General features: G+C 68.8%; 14 protein-coding genes. 7 read left to right on the forward strand and 7 right to left on the reverse strand.

Annotated elements, in window-relative coordinates; all coding sequences use genetic code 11:
* Window positions 1-44: 44 nt before the first annotated feature.
* Window positions 45-1,583, reverse strand: coding sequence for an AMP-binding protein (locus tag RHCRD62_RS07880; protein ID WP_050064136.1), 1,539 nt, complete (start codon window positions 1,581-1,583; stop codon window positions 45-47).
* A gap of 126 nt (window positions 1,584-1,709) precedes the next feature.
* A complete protein-coding gene (locus RHCRD62_RS07885) occupies window positions 1,710-3,506 on the reverse strand; it encodes an acyl-CoA dehydrogenase (RefSeq protein ID WP_050064137.1) in 1,797 nt (598 codons plus the stop codon).
* A 92-nt stretch (window positions 3,507-3,598) separates the two neighbouring features.
* Between RHCRD62_RS07885 and RHCRD62_RS07890 the strand changes: the two genes are divergently transcribed.
* The 3 genes from RHCRD62_RS07890 to RHCRD62_RS07900 all read left to right on the forward strand — a co-directional run bounded on the left by RHCRD62_RS07890 (window position 3,599) and on the right by RHCRD62_RS07900 (window position 6,539).
* Entirely contained in the window at window positions 3,599-4,273 is a 675-nt protein-coding gene (locus RHCRD62_RS07890) for a TetR/AcrR family transcriptional regulator (protein ID WP_084734139.1), read from the forward strand.
* 23 nt (window positions 4,274-4,296) lie between these two features.
* On the forward strand, window positions 4,297-5,298 hold the full coding sequence (locus tag RHCRD62_RS07895) for an oxidoreductase (RefSeq protein WP_050064139.1): 1,002 nt from the start codon (window positions 4,297-4,299) through the stop codon (window positions 5,296-5,298).
* Window positions 5,299-5,618: 320 nt separating this feature from the next.
* Window positions 5,619-6,539 (forward strand): amidohydrolase family protein, encoded by a 921-nt coding sequence (locus RHCRD62_RS07900; protein WP_050064140.1) that lies wholly within the window; start codon window positions 5,619-5,621, stop codon window positions 6,537-6,539.
* A 30-nt stretch (window positions 6,540-6,569) separates the two neighbouring features.
* On the opposite strand, the gene RHCRD62_RS07905 is transcribed toward RHCRD62_RS07900, so the two are convergent.
* The 3 genes from RHCRD62_RS07905 to ald form a co-directional block, all read right to left on the reverse strand.
* Window positions 6,570-7,184 (reverse strand): ribonuclease H family protein, encoded by a 615-nt coding sequence (locus RHCRD62_RS07905; protein WP_050064141.1) that lies wholly within the window; start codon window positions 7,182-7,184, stop codon window positions 6,570-6,572.
* Window positions 7,185-7,262: 78 nt separating this feature from the next.
* Window positions 7,263-8,063 (reverse strand): crotonase/enoyl-CoA hydratase family protein, encoded by an 801-nt coding sequence (locus RHCRD62_RS07910; RefSeq protein ID WP_050064142.1) that lies wholly within the window; start codon window positions 8,061-8,063, stop codon window positions 7,263-7,265.
* A gap of 70 nt (window positions 8,064-8,133) precedes the next feature.
* On the reverse strand, window positions 8,134-9,216 hold the full coding sequence (ald, locus tag RHCRD62_RS07915; protein WP_050064528.1) for an alanine dehydrogenase: 1,083 nt from the start codon (window positions 9,214-9,216) through the stop codon (window positions 8,134-8,136).
* Window positions 9,217-9,425: 209 nt separating this feature from the next.
* Between ald and RHCRD62_RS07920 the strand changes: the two genes are divergently transcribed.
* Window positions 9,426-10,481 (forward strand): serine hydrolase domain-containing protein, encoded by a 1,056-nt coding sequence (locus RHCRD62_RS07920; protein WP_050064143.1) that lies wholly within the window; start codon window positions 9,426-9,428, stop codon window positions 10,479-10,481.
* Window positions 10,482-10,490: 9 nt separating this feature from the next.
* On the opposite strand, the gene RHCRD62_RS07925 is transcribed toward RHCRD62_RS07920, so the two are convergent.
* On the reverse strand, window positions 10,491-12,236 hold the full coding sequence (locus RHCRD62_RS07925) for a cholesterol oxidase substrate-binding domain-containing protein (protein ID WP_050064144.1): 1,746 nt from the start codon (window positions 12,234-12,236) through the stop codon (window positions 10,491-10,493).
* A gap of 161 nt (window positions 12,237-12,397) precedes the next feature.
* Between RHCRD62_RS07925 and RHCRD62_RS07930 the strand changes: the two genes are divergently transcribed.
* From RHCRD62_RS07930 to RHCRD62_RS07940, 3 genes are all read left to right on the forward strand, one after another.
* Entirely contained in the window at window positions 12,398-14,623 is a 2,226-nt protein-coding gene (locus RHCRD62_RS07930; protein ID WP_050064145.1) for an MMPL family transporter, read from the forward strand.
* A gap of 149 nt (window positions 14,624-14,772) precedes the next feature.
* Window positions 14,773-15,420, forward strand: coding sequence for a YdcF family protein (locus tag RHCRD62_RS07935; RefSeq protein ID WP_050064146.1), 648 nt, complete (start codon window positions 14,773-14,775; stop codon window positions 15,418-15,420).
* Between the two features lie 109 nt (window positions 15,421-15,529).
* Window positions 15,530-16,537, forward strand: coding sequence for an NAD(P)H-dependent glycerol-3-phosphate dehydrogenase (locus RHCRD62_RS07940; protein ID WP_050064147.1), 1,008 nt, complete (start codon window positions 15,530-15,532; stop codon window positions 16,535-16,537).
* A gap of 156 nt (window positions 16,538-16,693) precedes the next feature.
* Here the strand turns inward: RHCRD62_RS07940 and RHCRD62_RS07945 are convergent, their stop codons facing one another.
* Window positions 16,694-17,077, reverse strand: coding sequence for a MerR family transcriptional regulator (locus RHCRD62_RS07945; protein ID WP_050064148.1), 384 nt, complete (start codon window positions 17,075-17,077; stop codon window positions 16,694-16,696).
* Window positions 17,078-17,478: the final 401 nt, after the last annotated feature.

The raw sequence follows: 17,478 nt of genomic DNA on the forward strand, positions 1-17,478 counted from the left end.
CCGCGCCCGGTCCGACCAGGCGCGGGTTCTCCTCGTCCTGGGGGTCAGGCGTTCTGGTACCGGGCGCGGAGCTGATGCTTGACCAGCTTGCCGGTGGGTGTACGGGGCAGGGTGTCCGTGAAATCGATCGTGCGGGGCGCCTTGTAGTGCGCGACCCGCTCACGCACGTACCCGAGGAGTTCGTGGGCGAGTTCGTCGCCCGGCTCGATGCCCGGCTCCAGCTGGACGACCGCCTTGACCTCCTCGCCCATCTCGTCGTTCGGCACCCCGATGACGGCGGCGTCGAACACCTTGGGGTGCAGCGTCAGGACGTTCTCCGTCTCCTGCGGGTAGATGTTCACGCCGCCCGAGATGATCATGAATGCGGCCCGGTCGGTGAGGTACAGAAAGCGGTCCTCGTCGAGGAAGCCGATGTCGCCGCTGGTCGTCCACGTGGGATGGTCGGGGTGCGTCGCCTCCCGCGTCTTCTCCGGCGCGTTGTGGTACTCGAACGGGTGCTCGTCCCGCTCCCACCACACGGTGCCGATCTCCCCGGTCGGCAGCTCGACGCCCTCGTCGTCACAAATGTGGACGACGCCGAGAACCCCGTCGTGGCCGACGGATCCGGGCTTGGCGAGTGCCTGTTCACTGTTGATGAACGTGGCACCCGACCCCTCCGTGGAGGCGTAGTACTCGTTGATCACCGGTCCCCACCAGTCGATCATCGCGCGCTTGACCTCGGGCGGGCACGGCGCGGCGGCATGCACGGCGACCTTCATGCTGGAGACGTCGTACCGGTCGCGGACCTCGGCGGGCAGCTTGAGCATGCGCACGAACATGGTCGGCACCCACTGGCTGGCGGTCACGCGGTACCGCTGGATGAGTTCGAGGGCCTGCTCGGCGTCGAACCGGTCCATCAGGATCACGGTGCCGCCGACGGACGTGATGGTGCCGACGAAGCGAAGGGGCGCAGCGTGATACAGCGGCGCGGGGCACAGGTACACGGTGTCGGCATCGAACCCGTACAGCGGTGCGAACACGGCGGTGTACGGGTCGGGCGTGTCGTGGACCTGGCCGCCCGTCAGCTTCGGCTTGATGCCCTTCGGCCTGCCGGTGGTGCCCGACGAATACAGCATGTCCTGGCCGCGTGGCTGATCGGCGAGCGGTGACGCGTCGAACTCCGCGAGGGCGTCCTCGTAGTCGGCGAAACCGTCCAGTTCGCCGCCGAAGACGAGCCGGTTGGTGACGCCGGGGAAGGCGTCGGGAGCGAGGTCGATGGCGGCTGCGGCGTCGGCGGAGACGACGAGGGTGCTCGCGCCGCAGTCGTTGACGACGTACGCGGCCTCGGCGGGCGTCAGGTGCCAGTTGACGACGGTGATGTAGAGCCCGGTGCGCAGGGCAGCCCAGTACACCTCGAGGACCCGCAGGTCGTTTCCGGAGATCAGCGCGACGTGATCGCCCATCTTCGCGCCCGCCTCGCGCAGGTACTTCGCCAGACGCGTCGACCGTTCGTCGAGTTCGCGGTAGGTCAGTTGCTCACCGGTCGCAGGCCGGATGATCGCCGGCTTGTCCGGTGTGATGTCGGCAAATTTCCCCACGTACACGAGCGCCTCCTGAAGTGAACGTCAATTCTCACTCGTTCATACCCCAGGAGGTCGTCCGCGTCGACGGTTTCCCTATTCGAGTTCCCTATTCATGACCACAGTTATTTGACTGTGGTCACCCGATCGTCAGAACCAGGCCGGATCCACGTCGAGCAGCGTGCGGTCGAGGCTGCCGAGCAGATCCAGCTGCGGGCCCGTCCGTGGCAACTCGTACCGGAAGAAGTACCGCGCCGCGGCACGCTTGCCGTCGTAGAAGTCGCCCGAGCGCCCCTCGGCCGCGAGCAGCTGCTCCAGCCAGATCCACGCGACGACCAGGTGCCCGAACACCTCCAGGTAGATCGACGAGTTCGCCAACGCGACCTCGGGATCTCCGGTGCCCCATAGCTTTCCCGTCGTCTCGACAACCCGGCCCAGTACCGCCTGGAGCTGCGCGGCGTACTCGGCGGCAGCCCCGCCCACCGCATCCGCCCGCGCGATGGTGGCCCCCATCGTCTCCGCCAGCAGGGCCAGGCCGGCCCCGCCGCCCATCGTCACCTTGCGCCCGAGCAGGTCCAGGCCCTGAATACCGTGCGTGCCCTCGTGAATCGGGTTCAGGCGGTTGTCCCGGTAGAACTGCTCGACGTCGTAGTCACGGGTGTAGCCGTAGCCGCCGTGCACCTGGATGGCCAGGCTGTTCGCCTCGAGGCACCACTGGGACGGCCAGCTCTTCACGATCGGAGTCAGCGTGTCGAGCAGCAGCGCGGCGCGCGACGCGTCCTCACCCTCGGCGGTCTCCTGGTCGTCGAACAGCTTGGCGCAGTACAGGCCGAGCGCCATCGCTCCCTCGACATACGCCTTCTGCGCCAACAGCATCCGGCGCACGTCGGCGTGACGATCGATCCGCACGGGCGCCGACGTCGGATCCTTGTCGTCGGCGGCCCGGCCCTGCGTGCGGGTCGCAGCGTACTCGACGGACTGCAGGTAACCCGCGTAGCCGAGGGAGATCGCCAGGAATCCGACACCGATCCGGGCCTCGTTCATCATGTGGAACATGTACGATAGGCCGCGGTTCTCCTCGCCGACGAGGTAGCCGATCGCGCCCGCCCGACCGCCCGGCGTGTGGGTGCCGTCGCCGAAGTTCAGCAGCGTGTTCGTGGTGCCGCGGTTGCCCATCTTGTGGTTGAGGCCGACGAGGGTGACGTCGTTGCGTTCGCCGAGCGACCCGTCCTCGTCGACCAGCGTCTTCGGGACCACGAACAGGGAGATGCCCTTGACGCCCGCGGGTCCGCCGGGGACCTTGGCGAGGGCCAGGTGGACGATGTTCTCGGTCAGCTCGTGATCGCCGCCGGAGATCCACATCTTGGTGCCGGTGAGCCGGTAGGTGCCGTCGCCCTGCGGCACCGCCTTGGTGGTGATGTCGGCGAGGGAAGAACCGGCCTGCGGCTCGGACAGGCACATGGTGCCGAAGAAGCGGCCCTCGAGCATCGGGCGCACGTAGGTGTCGACCTGCTGCTCGCTGCCGTGTGCGACAAGCAGGTTCGCGTTGCCGACGGTCAGGAACGGGTACGACGATGTGCTCGCGTTCGCGGCCTGGAACCATGCCATCGAGGCGCGCGCGAGCACCGCGGGCAACTGCATGCCGCCGAGCGATTCGTCGAACTGTCCGGCGATGAGGCCCGCTTCGGCGAACACCTTGAGCGCCTCGCCGACCTCGGGGATGATCTCGACGGTGCCGTCGGCCAGCATGTGCGGCTCTTTGGCGTCGGCCTTCTTGTTGTGCGGAGCGAAGTGCTTGATCGCGATGTCCGCGCTCAGGTCGAGGACCGCGTCGAAGGTCTCGCGGGAGTGCTCGGCGAAGCGTTTGCGTTCGGTGAGCGAGGTGACGTCGAGCCACTCGTAGAGCAGGAAGTCGAGGTCACGGCGGGACAGCGGTGCGGTGGTCATTGGCGGACACCCTTCGTCAACTAAGCGCTCACTTAGTAGACCGTCGATGGGGCATGATGTCAACACGCGCGACACCTGAAGAGAGGCTCCCGATGAGCAAGCCGCCGACCCCCGTGAGCCCCACCGGTTCGCACTCGGGCCACAAGGACTCACCGGAAGTGGATGCGCTGTTCACCGACGTCACCTCCGACGTGGCCCGGCGCCTCATCGGTTCGGCCGTCACCGCCTTCGCCGACCGCGGCTACCACGCCACCACCACCCGTCACATCTCCGAAGGCGCAGGACTGAGCCCCGCCGCACTCTACGTCCACTTCCCGTCCAAGGAGGCGATGCTGTACGAGGTCAGCCGCATCGGACACCACGGCGTGCTGGACGCCATTCGCGCCGCCGCAGCGGAAGCCGACACCCCACTCGACCGCATGCGCGCGTTGATGCGGGCCTTCACGTCGTGGCACATCCGCTACCACACCGTCTGCCGGGTCGCGCAGTACGAGATCTCCGCCCTGACCGACGACCACTACCGGGAGGTCGCCGACATCCGTAGGGACACCGAACAATTCGTCCGCGACGAGATCCAGGCCGGCGTCGACAGCGGCGACTTCACCGTGCCCGCCGTCGCGACCGCCGCCCGCGCCCTCCTGTCCATGGGCATCGACGTGGCGCGGTGGTACCAGCCCGGCCGCCGCACCGACCCCGGCGTCCTGGTCGACCAGTACGCCGACCTCACCGCTGCCATGCTCGGTGTCCGGGTCGCCGGGACGGTCTAGACACACGCCCTAGTCTCGAACTCGTGACCCTCACCTTCTCCGCCCTCGTCGCCCGCGAGTCCGACGGGGCCATCACGCTGACCACCGAAACCCTCGACGACACCGCGCTCCCCGCCGGCGAGGTGCTCGTGCGCGTCGAGTACTCGAGCGTCAACTACAAGGACGCTCTCGCCGTCACCCCGCGCGGTGGGGTCGTCCGCGAGTACCCGATCGTGCCGGGAATCGACGTCGCGGGCGAGGTCGTCTCGTCCGACTCCCCCGCCTTCGCGCCCGGCGACCGGGTCGTCGCCCACGGCTACGACATCGGCACGGCCAGGCACGGCGGCTACGCCGAGTACGCACGGGTTCCCTCGGATCAGGTGGTGAAGCTGACGACGCTGACCCCGGCCGAGGCGGCGACCGTCGGTACCGCCGGCTTCACCGCGGCGATGAGTGTGCAGGCCCTCCTCGACCGCGGCCTCACCCCCGGCGACGGCCCGGTCCTGGTGACGGGCGCATCCGGCGGCGTCGGCAGCGTCTCCGTCGACCTGCTCGCGGCGGCGGGGTTCGAGGTGGTGGCGTCCACCGGCAAGGCCGACGCCCACGACCTGCTCACGTCACTCGGCGCATCAGAGGTCATCGGCCGACTGCCCGCCGACCCGGATGCGAAGCCGCGTCCTCTCGGCAAGGCCCGGTGGGCGTCGGCTGTCGACTGCGTCGGCGGCGCCACCCTCGCCGACGTTCTCAGCACGGTGCAGTACGGGGGCGCGGTCGCGGCGAGCGGACTGACGGGAGGCGCGGCACTGAACACGACGGTGCTGCCGTTCATCCTGCGCGGCGTCGACCTGCTCGGTATCGACTCCGTGCAGCTGCCGATCGAGAAGCGCCGCGCGCTGTGGCAGCGGATCGAGACGGACCTGCGGCCGCGGCACCTGGACTCGCTGACCCGCGAGGTTCCGGTCCAGGATGTCGCTGCGGTTCTCGACATGATCCGTGGAGGCGGCCAGACCGGCCGCACCCTGGTCCGCGTCGCGGACGCCTTCTGACACCGTCCGCGTCGCGGACGCCTTCTGACGTCCTCCCGCGTCACGGACGCTTCCGGTGGCGCGACCGGTTCGGTCACGCCACCGGGGTGCGATCAGCTGCCGAACGGCAGTGTGCCCGGCTCGATCTCGTAGCCGCTGCTACCTGCGGCGACGTTGCCGACCGAGCCGAGGATGAAGTTGATCGCATTCGTGATCATGGGTGTCCTTCCATGCTGATTCTTCGACCCGAACGAGTGATGGGCCGCCCGCAACCGTATTGACACCCGACGCCGGTGTCGACCTCGTTCAGCCCATCTGCAGCGACATGACAGGGTGTTTCCATGTGCGAACCTAACGATTCCGAGCCCACACCGTCCGACGACGATCGCCGCTCCGATGTGGACGCCGTCACGCGATTCCGCACCGACCACGGGCTCGAGCGCATCATCGACGTGCACACCCACTTCATGCCGAAGAGCGTCATGGACAAGGTGTGGGCCTACTTCGACTCGGCGGGCCCGCTGACCGGAGTGGCCTGGCCGATCCAGTACCGACACGACGAGGACGTCCGTCTCGATCGGCTCCGCTCGTACGGCGTGTACGCCTTCACCTCGATGATCTACCCGCACAAGCCGGACATGGCGGCCTGGCTGAACCAGTGGGCCGTCGAGTTCGCCGCCCGCAACCCCGACTGCCTGCACACCAGCACCTTCTGCCCGGAGCCCGGCGCGGCCGGCTACGTGGCCGACTCACTCGCGGCGGGCACCCGAGTGTTCAAGTCGCACATCCAGGTTGGCGACTACGACCCGAACGATCCACTGCTCGACGGCGTCTGGGGGCAGATCCAGGACGCGGGCGTGCCGGTGGTCATCCACTGCGGCTCCGGTCCGGCACCCGGACGGTTCACCGGCCCGGACCGGATCGAGTCGCTGATGGCCCGCTACCCCCGGTTGCCGCTGATCATCGCGCACATGGGGATGCCGGAGTACGCCCCATTCCTCGACCTGGCGGACCGCTACGAGTCGGTGATGCTCGACACGACGATGGCGTTCACCGACTTCATCGGCGACATGGCACCGTCCGATCCCGCCGATTCACGCCGGCTGCGCGACCTCGGAGACCGGATCCTGTTCGGCAGCGACTTCCCGAACATCCCGTATCCGTATGTTCACGCCCTGGACGCCGTCGCCCGCCTCGGCCTGGGTGACGACTGGATACGCGGCGTCTGCCACCACAACGCTGCCCGGGTGTTCGGACTCTGACCGTGCCCGTCCCGCGTGCGGCGCGGCGAATCAGAAGAGGGTGAGTTCCTTGGATTCGGCGGGCAGGTCGAACAACGCGGGCTCGGGATCGACCGGGCGCACCGGACGTCGCCGCACCTGTCGGGTCTTCTTCGCAGGCGAGCCGGTGGTCGCGGCACCCGTGGCCGGGGGCGTGGTCGGAGTGGTCCGGGCAGGCTGATGCGCGGCCGTCGCGGTAGCAGCGACGGCACGTGCGGCCTCGCCCGCGAGCCGGTCGGCTTCCTCGTTGTAGTGGTTGCCGACGTGACCACGAACCCAGCGGAACCGGACCGGGCCCTTCCGGTCTGCGAGGGCCTGGTCGATGTCGCGAATCAGGTCCAGGTTCTTGACCGGGTCGCCCGAGGACGTGCGCCAGCCCTTCTTCTTCCAACCGGCCACCCACTCGGACGCGCACTTGATCGCGTACTGGGAGTCGGATTCGATCAGCAGCGGCTCGTCGCCCGGATGGGCGAGGATCGCCTCGAGCAGCGCCCGGAGTTCCGCGATCTGGTTCGTGCCCGACCGCTCACCGCCCGACCGACTCGGTCCGTGATGGTTGACCCACGCCCAGCCGATCGCGCCACCGGGATTCCGCAGGCACGAGCCGTCCGTACTGACGATGATCACGGATGCACACTCTACGATGACGCGCCGACAAACGGTGCGGACGTGGCCAATCTCCCACCCGCGATTCGCCCGGCGTCGTCACTCCCCGACGAACTTCGGGGGACGCTTCTCCAGCATCGCCGCGACCGCCTCGTGGTGGTCGCGGGTGTGGTGCGCGAGCGCCTGCATCGCCGCCGACAGTTCGAGGAGCGATTCGAGGCTCTGATGCTGCCCCTCACGGAGCAGCTTCTTCGTCATCCGGAGCGCCTGCGGCGGATTCGCCGCGACCCGGGCCGCGAGGGCGTGCGCGGTCGGGAGCAACTCGTCGGGTTCGACGACCCGCGACACCAGGCCCCACTCGAGTGCGGTATCGGCGTCGATCGCGTCGCCCGTGAACGCCATCTCCGCGGCTCGCGCCAATCCGACGGCGCGCGGCAGCAACCAGGCGCCACCGTCACCGGGGATGATGCCGAGCTTGACGAAACTCTCCGCGAACTTCGCCGCCGTGGACGCGACACGCATGTCGCACATCAGCGCGAGGTCGCAGCCGGCGCCGACCGCGGGCCCGCCGACCGCGGCGATCACCGGAACCTCGCAGTGGTAGAGCGCCTTCGGGATGCGCTGGATACCCTGCCGGTAGCCGTCGCGCACGTCGGCGGGTGCACCCCCGAACATGCCGACCCGGTCCCGCATGTGCTTGACGTTGCCGCCGGACGAGAAGGCGGGGCCGTTGGCCGCGAGCACCACGACGCGGACCGTGCGGTCGGCGTTGACAGCGGCAATGGCGTCCTCGAACGCCTGCACCATGTCCGGCTCGGAGATGACGTTGCGGGTGTCGGGTCGGTTCAGGGTCCAGGTGACGATGTCGCCGTCCCGCTGGATTTCGATGGCGTCGCTCATGCGCCCAGACTAGGCAGCTTCGCCATCCGCGCGCCTTTCCGGCCGCCAGAGCAACCGAAACCACCTAGGGCTACTCGTGGGCCTTCGCGACCTCCGGGGACAGGATGGCGCCGTGGTCGGTGGTCAGCCCCGCCGCGAGCGCCGGGTCGGCGGCGGTCGCCGCCCGCCAGCCCAGGTCGGCGAGTGCGACGGCATACGGCAGCGTGGCGTTGGTGAGCGCGAACGTCGACGTGCGCGGCACCGCTCCCGGCATGTTCGCGACGCAGTAGAACACCGAGTCGTGCACCCGGAACGTCGGGGCGTCGTGCGTCGTGGGGCGGGTGTCCTCGAAACAACCACCCTGGTCGACCGCGACGTCCACCAGCACCGATCCCGGACGCATCCGCGACACCAGCTCGTTCGACACCAGCTTCGGGGCCCGCGCACCCGGGACGAGCACCGCCCCGATCACCAGGTCCGCGCCGACCACAGCTCGATCGAGTTCGTAGGAGTTGGACACCACGGTGCGAACCTGACCGCGGTAGCGGTTGTCGATCTCGTGCAGTCGGGCGGGGTTGAGGTCGAGAACGGTGACATCGGCGTGCATGCCGACCGCGATCTCGGTCGCGTTCTGCCCCGCGACGCCGCCCCCGAGCACAACCACGTCCGCGGGACGCACCCCCGGCGTTCCCCCCATCAGAACGCCGCGACCGCCTGCGTTCGCCATCAGGTGGTAGGCGCCGACCTGCGGGGCCAGCCGACCCGCGACCTCACTCATCGGGGCCAGCAGCGGCAGTGACCCGTCCGGGGCGCGCACCGTCTCGTACGCGATCGACGTGGTCCCCGCGGCCAGCAACGCCTCGGTGCATTCACGGGACGCCGCCAGGTGCAGGTAGGTGAACAGCACCTGATCGGCACGGAGTCGCGAATACTCTTCGGCGATGGGCTCTTTCACCTTGAGCACCAGCTCCGACTCGGACCACACGTCGTCGGCCGAGGACGCGAGGTGTGCGCCTGCCGCGCGGTAGTCGTCGTCGGGGAACGACGAGCCGACGCCCGCGCCCGCTTCGACGAGAACCCGGTGACCGCGGCCGACGAGTTCGTGCACTCCGGCAGGAGTGATGGCGACGCGGTACTCGTGGTTCTTGAGTTCGCGGGGGATTCCGATCCTCATGGTGGTCACCTCGGATTCGGTGCAACCGGACGGCGCGATCGGCGCCATCTCCAGTATGAAATCCCGGTGGCCTGCGCCCGGCGTCCCGCCGACAACTCTTTGGTCTCGATGCGACGCGTCCGGCCATTCAGGACGTCGGGGTGCGGCGGTAACGCCCACCACTGAACGCCGATATGAAACCGACCGTTACTTTTCCATGGGGGGACTGAATGAGGAATGCACTGATCGTCGCAACCTGCGCGATCGCATTGACACTGGGCTCCGCACCGGGAGCCGGTGCGCTCGCCCCGTTCACCGGGGTGGGCGACGCGGCACTGGCCGACGCCGCCCGCCCGATCCTGGAACGGGCACCCCACGACCAGGCGGGAGTCGCATACATCGACTCGACCGGGGTCCGGTATGCGTACTTCGGCGCCACCGAGGACTCCGAATACGAGATCGGGTCGATCACCAAGACCTTCACGGCGGAGTTGTTCGCCGACGCCGTCGCCCGCGGCGAGGTCCGCGAGGACACCAAGGTCGGGGAACTCCTCCCGGTCGCCGGCACCCCGGTGGCCGACGTGTCACTGGTCGAGCTGGCCGCGCACACGTCCGGGCTTCCACAGTTCCCCATCGCCCCGAACATGGTGCTGGGAGGCATCCAGTGGCAGCTGGAGGGCAAGAACCCCTTCACCTTCGACCGCGAGGAACTCCTCGCTCATGCCCGGTGCGCACCGCTGCTGACGAGGGGCGCCTTCGGGTACTCGACCCTCGGCTACGCACTGCTCGGCGAGGCGGTCGCCGCAGCGGCCCACACCGACTACACGACTCTGCTGCGCGAACGCATCGTCGAACCGCTCGGCATGAGCGACACCTGGCTTCCGCTCACCGCGGCCGACCTCCCACCCGACGCGAGCACCGGCTTCAACGAGCAGGGCAGGCCGGCGGACGCCTGGCCGATCGACGCCTACTCCCCGGCGGGCGGACTCCGTTCCACCGTCCCCGACCTGACGCGCTACGCCCGCGCCCTGCTGGACGGAAGCGCTCCCGGCGCCGACGCGATGACTCCGCGATGGGACCGGCTGTTCGGGGTCCGCAGCGCGATGTCCTGGGCCGTCATCCCTCGCGACGGCCGCCAGTACACCGTGCACAGCGGCGGGACGGGCGGCTTCCAGAGCGTCATCGTTCTGGACCGGGAAGCAGGCCGGGCGCTCGTCATCGCGACCAACAGGCTCGCCGGCCTGGAGATCGGCGCCTTCGACCTGCTGAAGGCCTTGGACGGCTGAGCGGGCCCACTACGGAAGCAATCTGTCCAGGAGAGGATTGGTGAAGATCCGGTGCGGGTCGTACGCGTTGAACGCCGCGCCCGCGGAATCCCAGTTGTCTCCGGACGGCACCCCCGCGCGATAGGTCTGCGGGATGACCGTGCCGATGGTCTCGGCGTCAACGAACGCGGCCTGGTCCGTGAAGGCCCAGCCTTTGGCCCACTCGGGACGGAACGTGGCGTAGTCGCCGCTGTAGTTCGCGCGCATGAAGCGCTCCATCTCGCGGAAGTACGCCGCCATCCCCGGCGTGCCCGGGACACCCACCACATTCATCCAGATCGCGGTGTCCCACTCCGGATGGTCCGGTCGCGGACGCAGGGCCGAGATCGTCGGCGGGCCCGCGGTTTCCACCGTGACCTCGGACTGGTCGTCGAGGCCGCACAGCCGCACCTCGAACGGGCCGTTGATCGGGTACTTCCCCTTCGCCTTGAGCTCCTGCTGCCGCTTGTTGTGCCAGGTGACGAACTCGTTGATGACCCGGGCGATGTTGGAACGCCTGGTGATAACGACGCCGCCACCGGCCGTCATCCGCAATGTCGTCGCCCGCAGGTAGAACTGAACGTCCTTGGACCAGCCCCACAGGTCGGCGCCGTTGGTGGCGGCCAGCCCAGCCTTGAAGGTGGCCAGTTGGGTCTGTCCGAACAGCGGGGTCAGCGCACCGGCGCCGTTGACGATCTGTCCGAGCAGATCCGTGACCGGCTTCGGCAGGTTGTCGGAGTACGGGTAGTTGTAGGGTCCGGTCACCTCCCGTGACTTCGACGGCTTGGTGGGGGTCGGGGTCCACACCTTGAGGTACGGGGTGTCGGTGAACGGGAACCAGATCGCCTCCACCCGGCCCGACTTCGCCACGAAGCTCTCGAAGGTCCGGCCCGCGGATCCGGCGGGCGCGAACAGCTCACGCCACGGAATGTCCGTGGATGACTCGCACCGCAGCCGATAGTTCGGTCCGGCCTGCAGGGTGACCTCGGTGACGAACGTGCGGCCGAGGTGGGTGAGCAGCGGCCGGATGCCCGGATCCGCCCGGGTGAACTCGCGCAGCACGTACTCGCCGCGCCCGGTGTCCCACACCACCGCGGTCAGCTTCGTGATGAGGTTGCTGATCGATCCGAACGAGGCGCCGGGGAGCACCGTCTCGCCGTCGGCGGGCAGGGTGGCTCCGTGCGCGTCGATCGCGAGGATGCCCGCGAGCGACAGTTCGCCGATGGCCGGCGAGTTCGCCCAGCCCAGGCCGTGCTTCTCCAGCTCCGTCAGCACGGCCATGAGCATCGCACCGCCGCCGGCGGTCACCGTCGAGCGCCCCGGCTCGGTGGACGGGTTGACGACGACGTGGTTGAGGTGGCTCAGAGTGTCGACCAGAAGAACCTTGTCGACGTTCTGTCCCGGCACCAGGGTCAGCGGGCTCCACCCGTGCATGGTGCCGCGCGGGCGCAGCCGGTAGCCGTTGGCGTGCGCCCAGTTGGCCACCCGCACGACGTCCTCCGCGGTCGCGGGCGCACAGGTCCACACCTCGTCGAAGACGATCTCCTTCACCCAGTTCTCATAGCCCTGCTGCGAGAGGGGGATGCCTTCCGGGAAGGCGGGCAGCGGCGGGAGCGTGACCCGAGCATCGCTCGACGGGAGCGCGTGGGCAGGTGTCCAGCCGAGGGTGGTCAAGGCGGCGGCCCCCGCCGCCGCGGTAGCGAGAAAGCCGCGCCGGGAGAGTTCCTGAGCAGTCATGCGGGACAACTTAGAACATATTCGAGGCCGGTGGTATCGAAATTGGTCCGATCCGATCGACCCTCTCGCCGACCGCGCGAAATGCCGCCTGTGCGTGGTGTACTGGACCGCATTGGTGGACCCCGAACCGCGCATTCCGAACGAAAGACGCCAGGGACCCGATGACCGACGTGGACCTCGACACCGAACCCGCCCGGTACCCGCCACCCGCCCCGCGCCGCGGGTGGCCCGTCCTCGCCGTCCTGGTGCTCGCCGTGCTCGTCTTCCTCGTGGGCGGCGCGGGCGGGGCCTACCAGGGCAAGCTGACCGAGGTCCAGAAGAACGACAACGCCGCGTTCCTACCCGAGTCCGCCGAGTCCACGATCGCCGCGAACGAGGCAGCGACCTTCGTCACGGTGCAGACCATCCCTGGATTCGTGGTCTACCACCGTGACGGCCCGCTCACGCCGGAGGACCGAGCCTCGATCGCGCGTGCCGGCGAGGCGGTCGCCGGGGTGGACGGCGTCGACGCGACCGGAATGACCCCGACCCAGTATTCGGCCGACGGAACCACCGCCGCCCAGTACGTCCCACTGGTCGCCAAGAAGGACGGCACCGACGTCACCGGCGACCAACTCGCGGCCACCGAACAGCAGGTCATGGACGCCGCGAAAGCCGCAGCGACCGCCGAACTCGAGGTGCTGCCCGCCGGTCCCGGCGGACTGCTCGTGGCATTCATCGACGCGTTCGAGGGACTCGACAGCACGCTGCTGTTCGCAGCGGTGCTGGTGGTGATCGCGATCCTGCTCGTCGTCTACCGCTCGCCGGTGCTGTGGTTCTTCCCGCTGCTGTCCGCCGGTTTGGCGCTCGGACTGTCGTCGATGCTGATCTATCTCCTCGCGAAGGCAGAGGTGCTGACGCTCACCGGACAGAGTCAGGGCATCCTGATGGTCCTCGTGCTCGGCGCGGGCACCGACTACGCGTTGCTGCTGATCTCCCGCTACCGGGAGGAGCTGCACCACTTCCCGAATCGGTTCGACGCGATGATCCGGGCTTGGCGCGAATCCGCCCCGGCGATCACCGCGTCCGCGCTCACCGTGGTTCTCGGCCTGCTCTGTCTCGGGTTCTCCGAACTGAACTCGAACAAGGGCCTCGGCCCCGTCGCGGCGATCGGCATCGGCTGCACCTACCTGGTGATGATGACGTTCCTGCCGGTGTTCCTCGCTCTGGCCGGCCGCTGGGTGTTCTGGCCGCGGATCCCGCACGTCGACCATGCCGCCGACCTCGCCACCCACGGCTGGTGGGGACGGATCGCCGCCGCCGTCGGGCGGCGCGACCGCCCGGCCTGGGTCGGCGCCACCGCACTGCTCGTCGTCCTGTTCGCCGTCGGGATCGGCAGCCTGCACACCAGCGGCCTGACTTCCGCCGAGAATTTCACCAACACCCCCGACGCCGTCACCGGGCAGCAGATCTACGACACCCACTTCGATCCCGGAACCGGAGCGCCCGCGGTGATCGTCACCAACGCGGATCAGGTGGACGCGGTCATGGCCGCGGCGGCCGCCACCCCCGGCGTCTCCACCGCGCCGGGATCGGTGTGCCTGCAGGTCGACTACGCCAAGCTGGCAGAGCTCGCCAAACTCGGCGCCGGCACCGGCTCCGCACTCCCGGCCGGCTGTCCCCCACCGATCCTGACCGTCCAGCCGATCGACGGTCGCACCGTGGTGAACGCGACGCTCGCGGACTCCTACGACTCGCCGGAGGCGCTCGCTACCGTGGACCGGCTGCGGGACGCGGTGCACGCGGTGCCGGGCGCCGACGCCCTGGTCGGCGGCAGCACCGCGGCCACCGCGGACGTGCAGGCCGCCTCGGTGCGGGACCGCAACGTGATCATCCCGATCGTGCTGGCGGTCATCTTCGTGGTGCTGGCCCTGCTGCTTCGCGCCCTGCTGGCACCGGTGATTCTCATTGCGACCGTGGTGCTCTCGTTCGCGGCGACGCTCGGCGTGTGCGGGTTCGTCTTCACGCACGTCTTCCACTTCGCCGGAGCCGACCCCTCGTTCCCACTGTTCGCGTTCGTGTTCCTGGTCGCGCTCGGCATCGACTACAACATCTTCCTGATGACGCGGGTGCGCGAGGAAGCGCAACGGCACGGCACCCGGGCCGGAGTGCTGCGCGGCCTGGCCGTCACCGGCGGGGTCATCACGTCCGCGGGCATAGTCCTCGCCGCGACGTTCGCGGTGCTCGGGGTGCTGCCGCTGGTATTCCTTGCCGAGGTCGGCTTCGCCGTCGCGTTCGGCGTCCTGCTCGACACCGTCGTCGTCCGCAGCGTCCTCGTCCCCGCGCTCTCCCACGACATCGGGCGCGCGATCTGGTGGCCCTCGGCGCTCTCGCACGCCGACCGCTGACCGGCGACACGCCCGGGCCTCCACCTCGGCGCGACACGCCGACGCGACGCGCCGGTCACCCACGAAGCTCGTGTGCAATCCGCACGACTAAGGCACACTCGTAGGCTGTCACCACCTTCCGTCGGGGCAACCATACGAAAAGGAGTGCCATGCAGCATTATTCGGTATCGAGGCGTATTCGACGTCTTACCATCGCAGCCCTCTCGACCCTCCTCGCCTCCGCTGCAGCGGTCACCGTGTCCGCCCCCGCGCACGCAGACATCACCCCCACCACCCTGGTCAACGGCGTCCTGTCGACCATCGGCGGCTGCCAGAGCCCCGTCCGCGACGCCATTGTCGGCTGCACCCGTATGGAAACCCTCACCACCCAGTTCCCCGTCGTCCTCGACCTCAACCAACTGGGAACCAACATCGTCGTCCTCGGTGCCGGCCTGTTCCCCGACGGCACAATGCGGCCCGTGCTGATCTCCCGCCTGCAGGCCGCCCTCCAGGTGGCCCGCCGCTACCCGCTGTCCCCGATCATCGTCTCGGGCGGCGTGCCCAAGAACGGGATCACCGAAGCAGGCGCCATGCGCGCGTGGCTGATCGCGAACGGCATTCCGTGGTTCCGCATCACCGAGGAGAACACCTCCCGGTCCACCGTCGAGAACGCACGCAACACCAACGGCATCCTCGCCGGCCGCGGCGCGACGAGCGCGGTGGTCGTCACCTCGCCCGACCACCTGCAGCGGGCGATGGTCGACTTCCGGACCGCGGTCGCGGGCCGGATCCCCGTCGCCGGGGTGGTCGCACCCTGACCGCATGACATCGTCGATGCGGTCTCGATTCGGTGAATCGTCAGCGGCACCGCCAACACGGGTGGCAGCCTTCAATCATGACTGCCAACGCACGTCGCGGTGATCGCTGATGGCTCGGCCCGTACGGGTGGTCGTGCTCGGCGCAGGGTCGTGGGGAACGACCGTGGCGTCACTGGCCGCGCGCAACACCCCGACTCTCCTATGGTCGCGTGACGCCGACTCCGCCGACGAGATCAACACCGCGCACCGCAACAGCCGGTACCTCGGCGACCATGCGCTGCGGAAGGACCTCCGAGCCACCTCGGACATCGTCGAGGCCGCACAGGAGGCGGACGTCCTCGTCGTCGGCGTGCCGTCGCACGCGGTGCGGGAGACCCTCACCCAGATCTCCGAGGACGTGCGGGCCTGGGTGCCGGTGCTGTCGCTGGCGAAGGGACTCGAGCCGGGGACTCGGCTGCGCCCGACCGAAGTGATCGCCGAGTGCCTGCCCGGACATCCGGTGGGGCTGATGGCCGGTCCGAACCTGGCGAAGGAGGTCCTGGCCGGCATGGCCGCGGCGTCGGTGGTCGCGATGCAGGACGAGCGAGTGGCCACCGCGCTGCAACCGCTGTTCGCGTCACCGGTGTTCCGCGTCTACCGCAACACCGACGTCCTCGGCTGCGAACTCGGCGGCATCCTGAAGAACATCGTCGCGATCGCGTCGGGCATGGCCGACGGTCTCGGCGTCGGCGACAACACCCGGGCAATGGTGCTCGCCCGCGGCCTCGCCGAGATGATTCGGCTCGGCGAGGCGATGGGTGCACATCCCCGAACCTTTTCCGGCCTGACCGGCGTCGGGGACCTGATCGCGACCTGTATCAGCCCCAGTTCCCGGAACCGGCGGGTCGGCGAGTACCTGGCGAAGGGCTTGACGACCGAGCAGGCCGTCGCGGAGCTAGGGCAGGTCGCGGAGGGGGTCAAGACCGCCCCGACCGTGATGGAACTTGCGCGCGACCACGAGGTGGAGATGCCGATCGCGGCCGAGGTCGAGGCCGTCATCGCCGGACGCCGGACCGCCGAGGACGCCTACCGCGGACTGCGGCACGTCGAGCCCGGGGACGAGGAGGACCTGGCCTGAGGCGTCTCGTTCGACCGAGAACAGGCAGGCAATGACAAAAGGCGCGTCGCCAATCCGGCACGCGCCCCGCCTGGTGTTCTCCGACTTCGGCACCCCTGCCGTCCGGCTGACAGGGTCGACCCATCAGAGTGTTTCGACATGTGCCGCCGGAAGTGCTCAGTCGGTGGTGCTTTCACGGTCGGTCGCGTCGCTCGATTGCTGTTGCGCCTGGCGGAGTTCGGTGTTGATGCGTTGGGCTTCGCTGAGCTGGTCTTCGAGGACGATGATCCGGCAGGCGGCCTCGATCGGGGTGCCCTGGTCGATCAGTTCGCGGGCGCGGGCGGCGATGCGGAGCTGGTAGCGGGAGTAGCGACGGTGGCCGCCTTCGGATCGCAGCGGGGTGATCAGTCTCGCGGTGTCGAGGCTACGAAGAAACGCTTGGGTGACGCCGAGCAGTTCAGCGGCCCGGCCCATGCTGTACGCCGGGAAGTCCTCGTCGTCGAATCTGTCTCCCGGGCCGCGGGCGTTCGGGCTGCTACTGCTATCTGGCTTCGGTGAAATGCGCGTGTCGCCTTTCGTATGAACGGACGTGGGCCCCGGCGCTTGTGTGGCGCCGGGGCCCGAGGGGAATTACTGAGCCAGACCGGCCATCAGGCCGGCATCCTTACCTGTTCCCCGCCTCGGCGGACGGGACGCGATTGTGTAACAGCTGACCGTGCACCACCTCCCAGTCGGGGACCTTCCTTCGATGTTCCGGGGCAGCGATCTCACCACCGCCCCGGATGCGGCGCCCAACCAACCGGCGCAGCAGATCCTGCAACTACCTGTTCCCTGCATTTCTCTACCGGCCGCCTTGACTGACCGGTAGATGGCGGGACGCATCGACTCTTCATGAACACATCAACACTCTTCTCGACGCGTCCCGCCCTACCTACCAGGTCTTCACCTTCATGCAGGTAGTT

This window comes from Rhodococcus sp. RD6.2 (assembly GCF_001040705.1).
Lineage (GTDB): Bacteria > Actinomycetota > Actinomycetes > Mycobacteriales > Mycobacteriaceae > Rhodococcus_G.

What these genes read in the sequence shown, in the direction of transcription:
- RHCRD62_RS07885 (WP_050064137.1), bottom strand. Translation starts at nt 3,506, where the DNA reads ATGACCACCGCACCGCTGTCCCGCCGTGACCTCGACTTCCTGCTCTAC.
- RHCRD62_RS07890 (WP_084734139.1), top strand. Translation starts at nt 3,599, where the DNA reads ATGAGCAAGCCGCCGACCCCCGTGAGCCCCACCGGTTCGCACTCGGGC.
- RHCRD62_RS07900 (WP_050064140.1), top strand. Translation starts at nt 5,619, where the DNA reads ATGTGCGAACCTAACGATTCCGAGCCCACACCGTCCGACGACGATCGC.
- RHCRD62_RS07910 (WP_050064142.1), bottom strand. Translation starts at nt 8,063, where the DNA reads ATGAGCGACGCCATCGAAATCCAGCGGGACGGCGACATCGTCACCTGG.
- ald (WP_050064528.1), bottom strand. Translation starts at nt 9,216, where the DNA reads ATGAGGATCGGAATCCCCCGCGAACTCAAGAACCACGAGTACCGCGTC.
- RHCRD62_RS07920 (WP_050064143.1), top strand. Translation starts at nt 9,426, where the DNA reads ATGAGGAATGCACTGATCGTCGCAACCTGCGCGATCGCATTGACACTG.
- RHCRD62_RS07925 (WP_050064144.1), bottom strand. Translation starts at nt 12,236, where the DNA reads ATGACTGCTCAGGAACTCTCCCGGCGCGGCTTTCTCGCTACCGCGGCG.
- RHCRD62_RS07930 (WP_050064145.1), top strand. Translation starts at nt 12,398, where the DNA reads ATGACCGACGTGGACCTCGACACCGAACCCGCCCGGTACCCGCCACCC.
- RHCRD62_RS07935 (WP_050064146.1), top strand. Translation starts at nt 14,773, where the DNA reads ATGCAGCATTATTCGGTATCGAGGCGTATTCGACGTCTTACCATCGCA.
- RHCRD62_RS07940 (WP_050064147.1), top strand. Translation starts at nt 15,530, where the DNA reads ATGGCTCGGCCCGTACGGGTGGTCGTGCTCGGCGCAGGGTCGTGGGGA.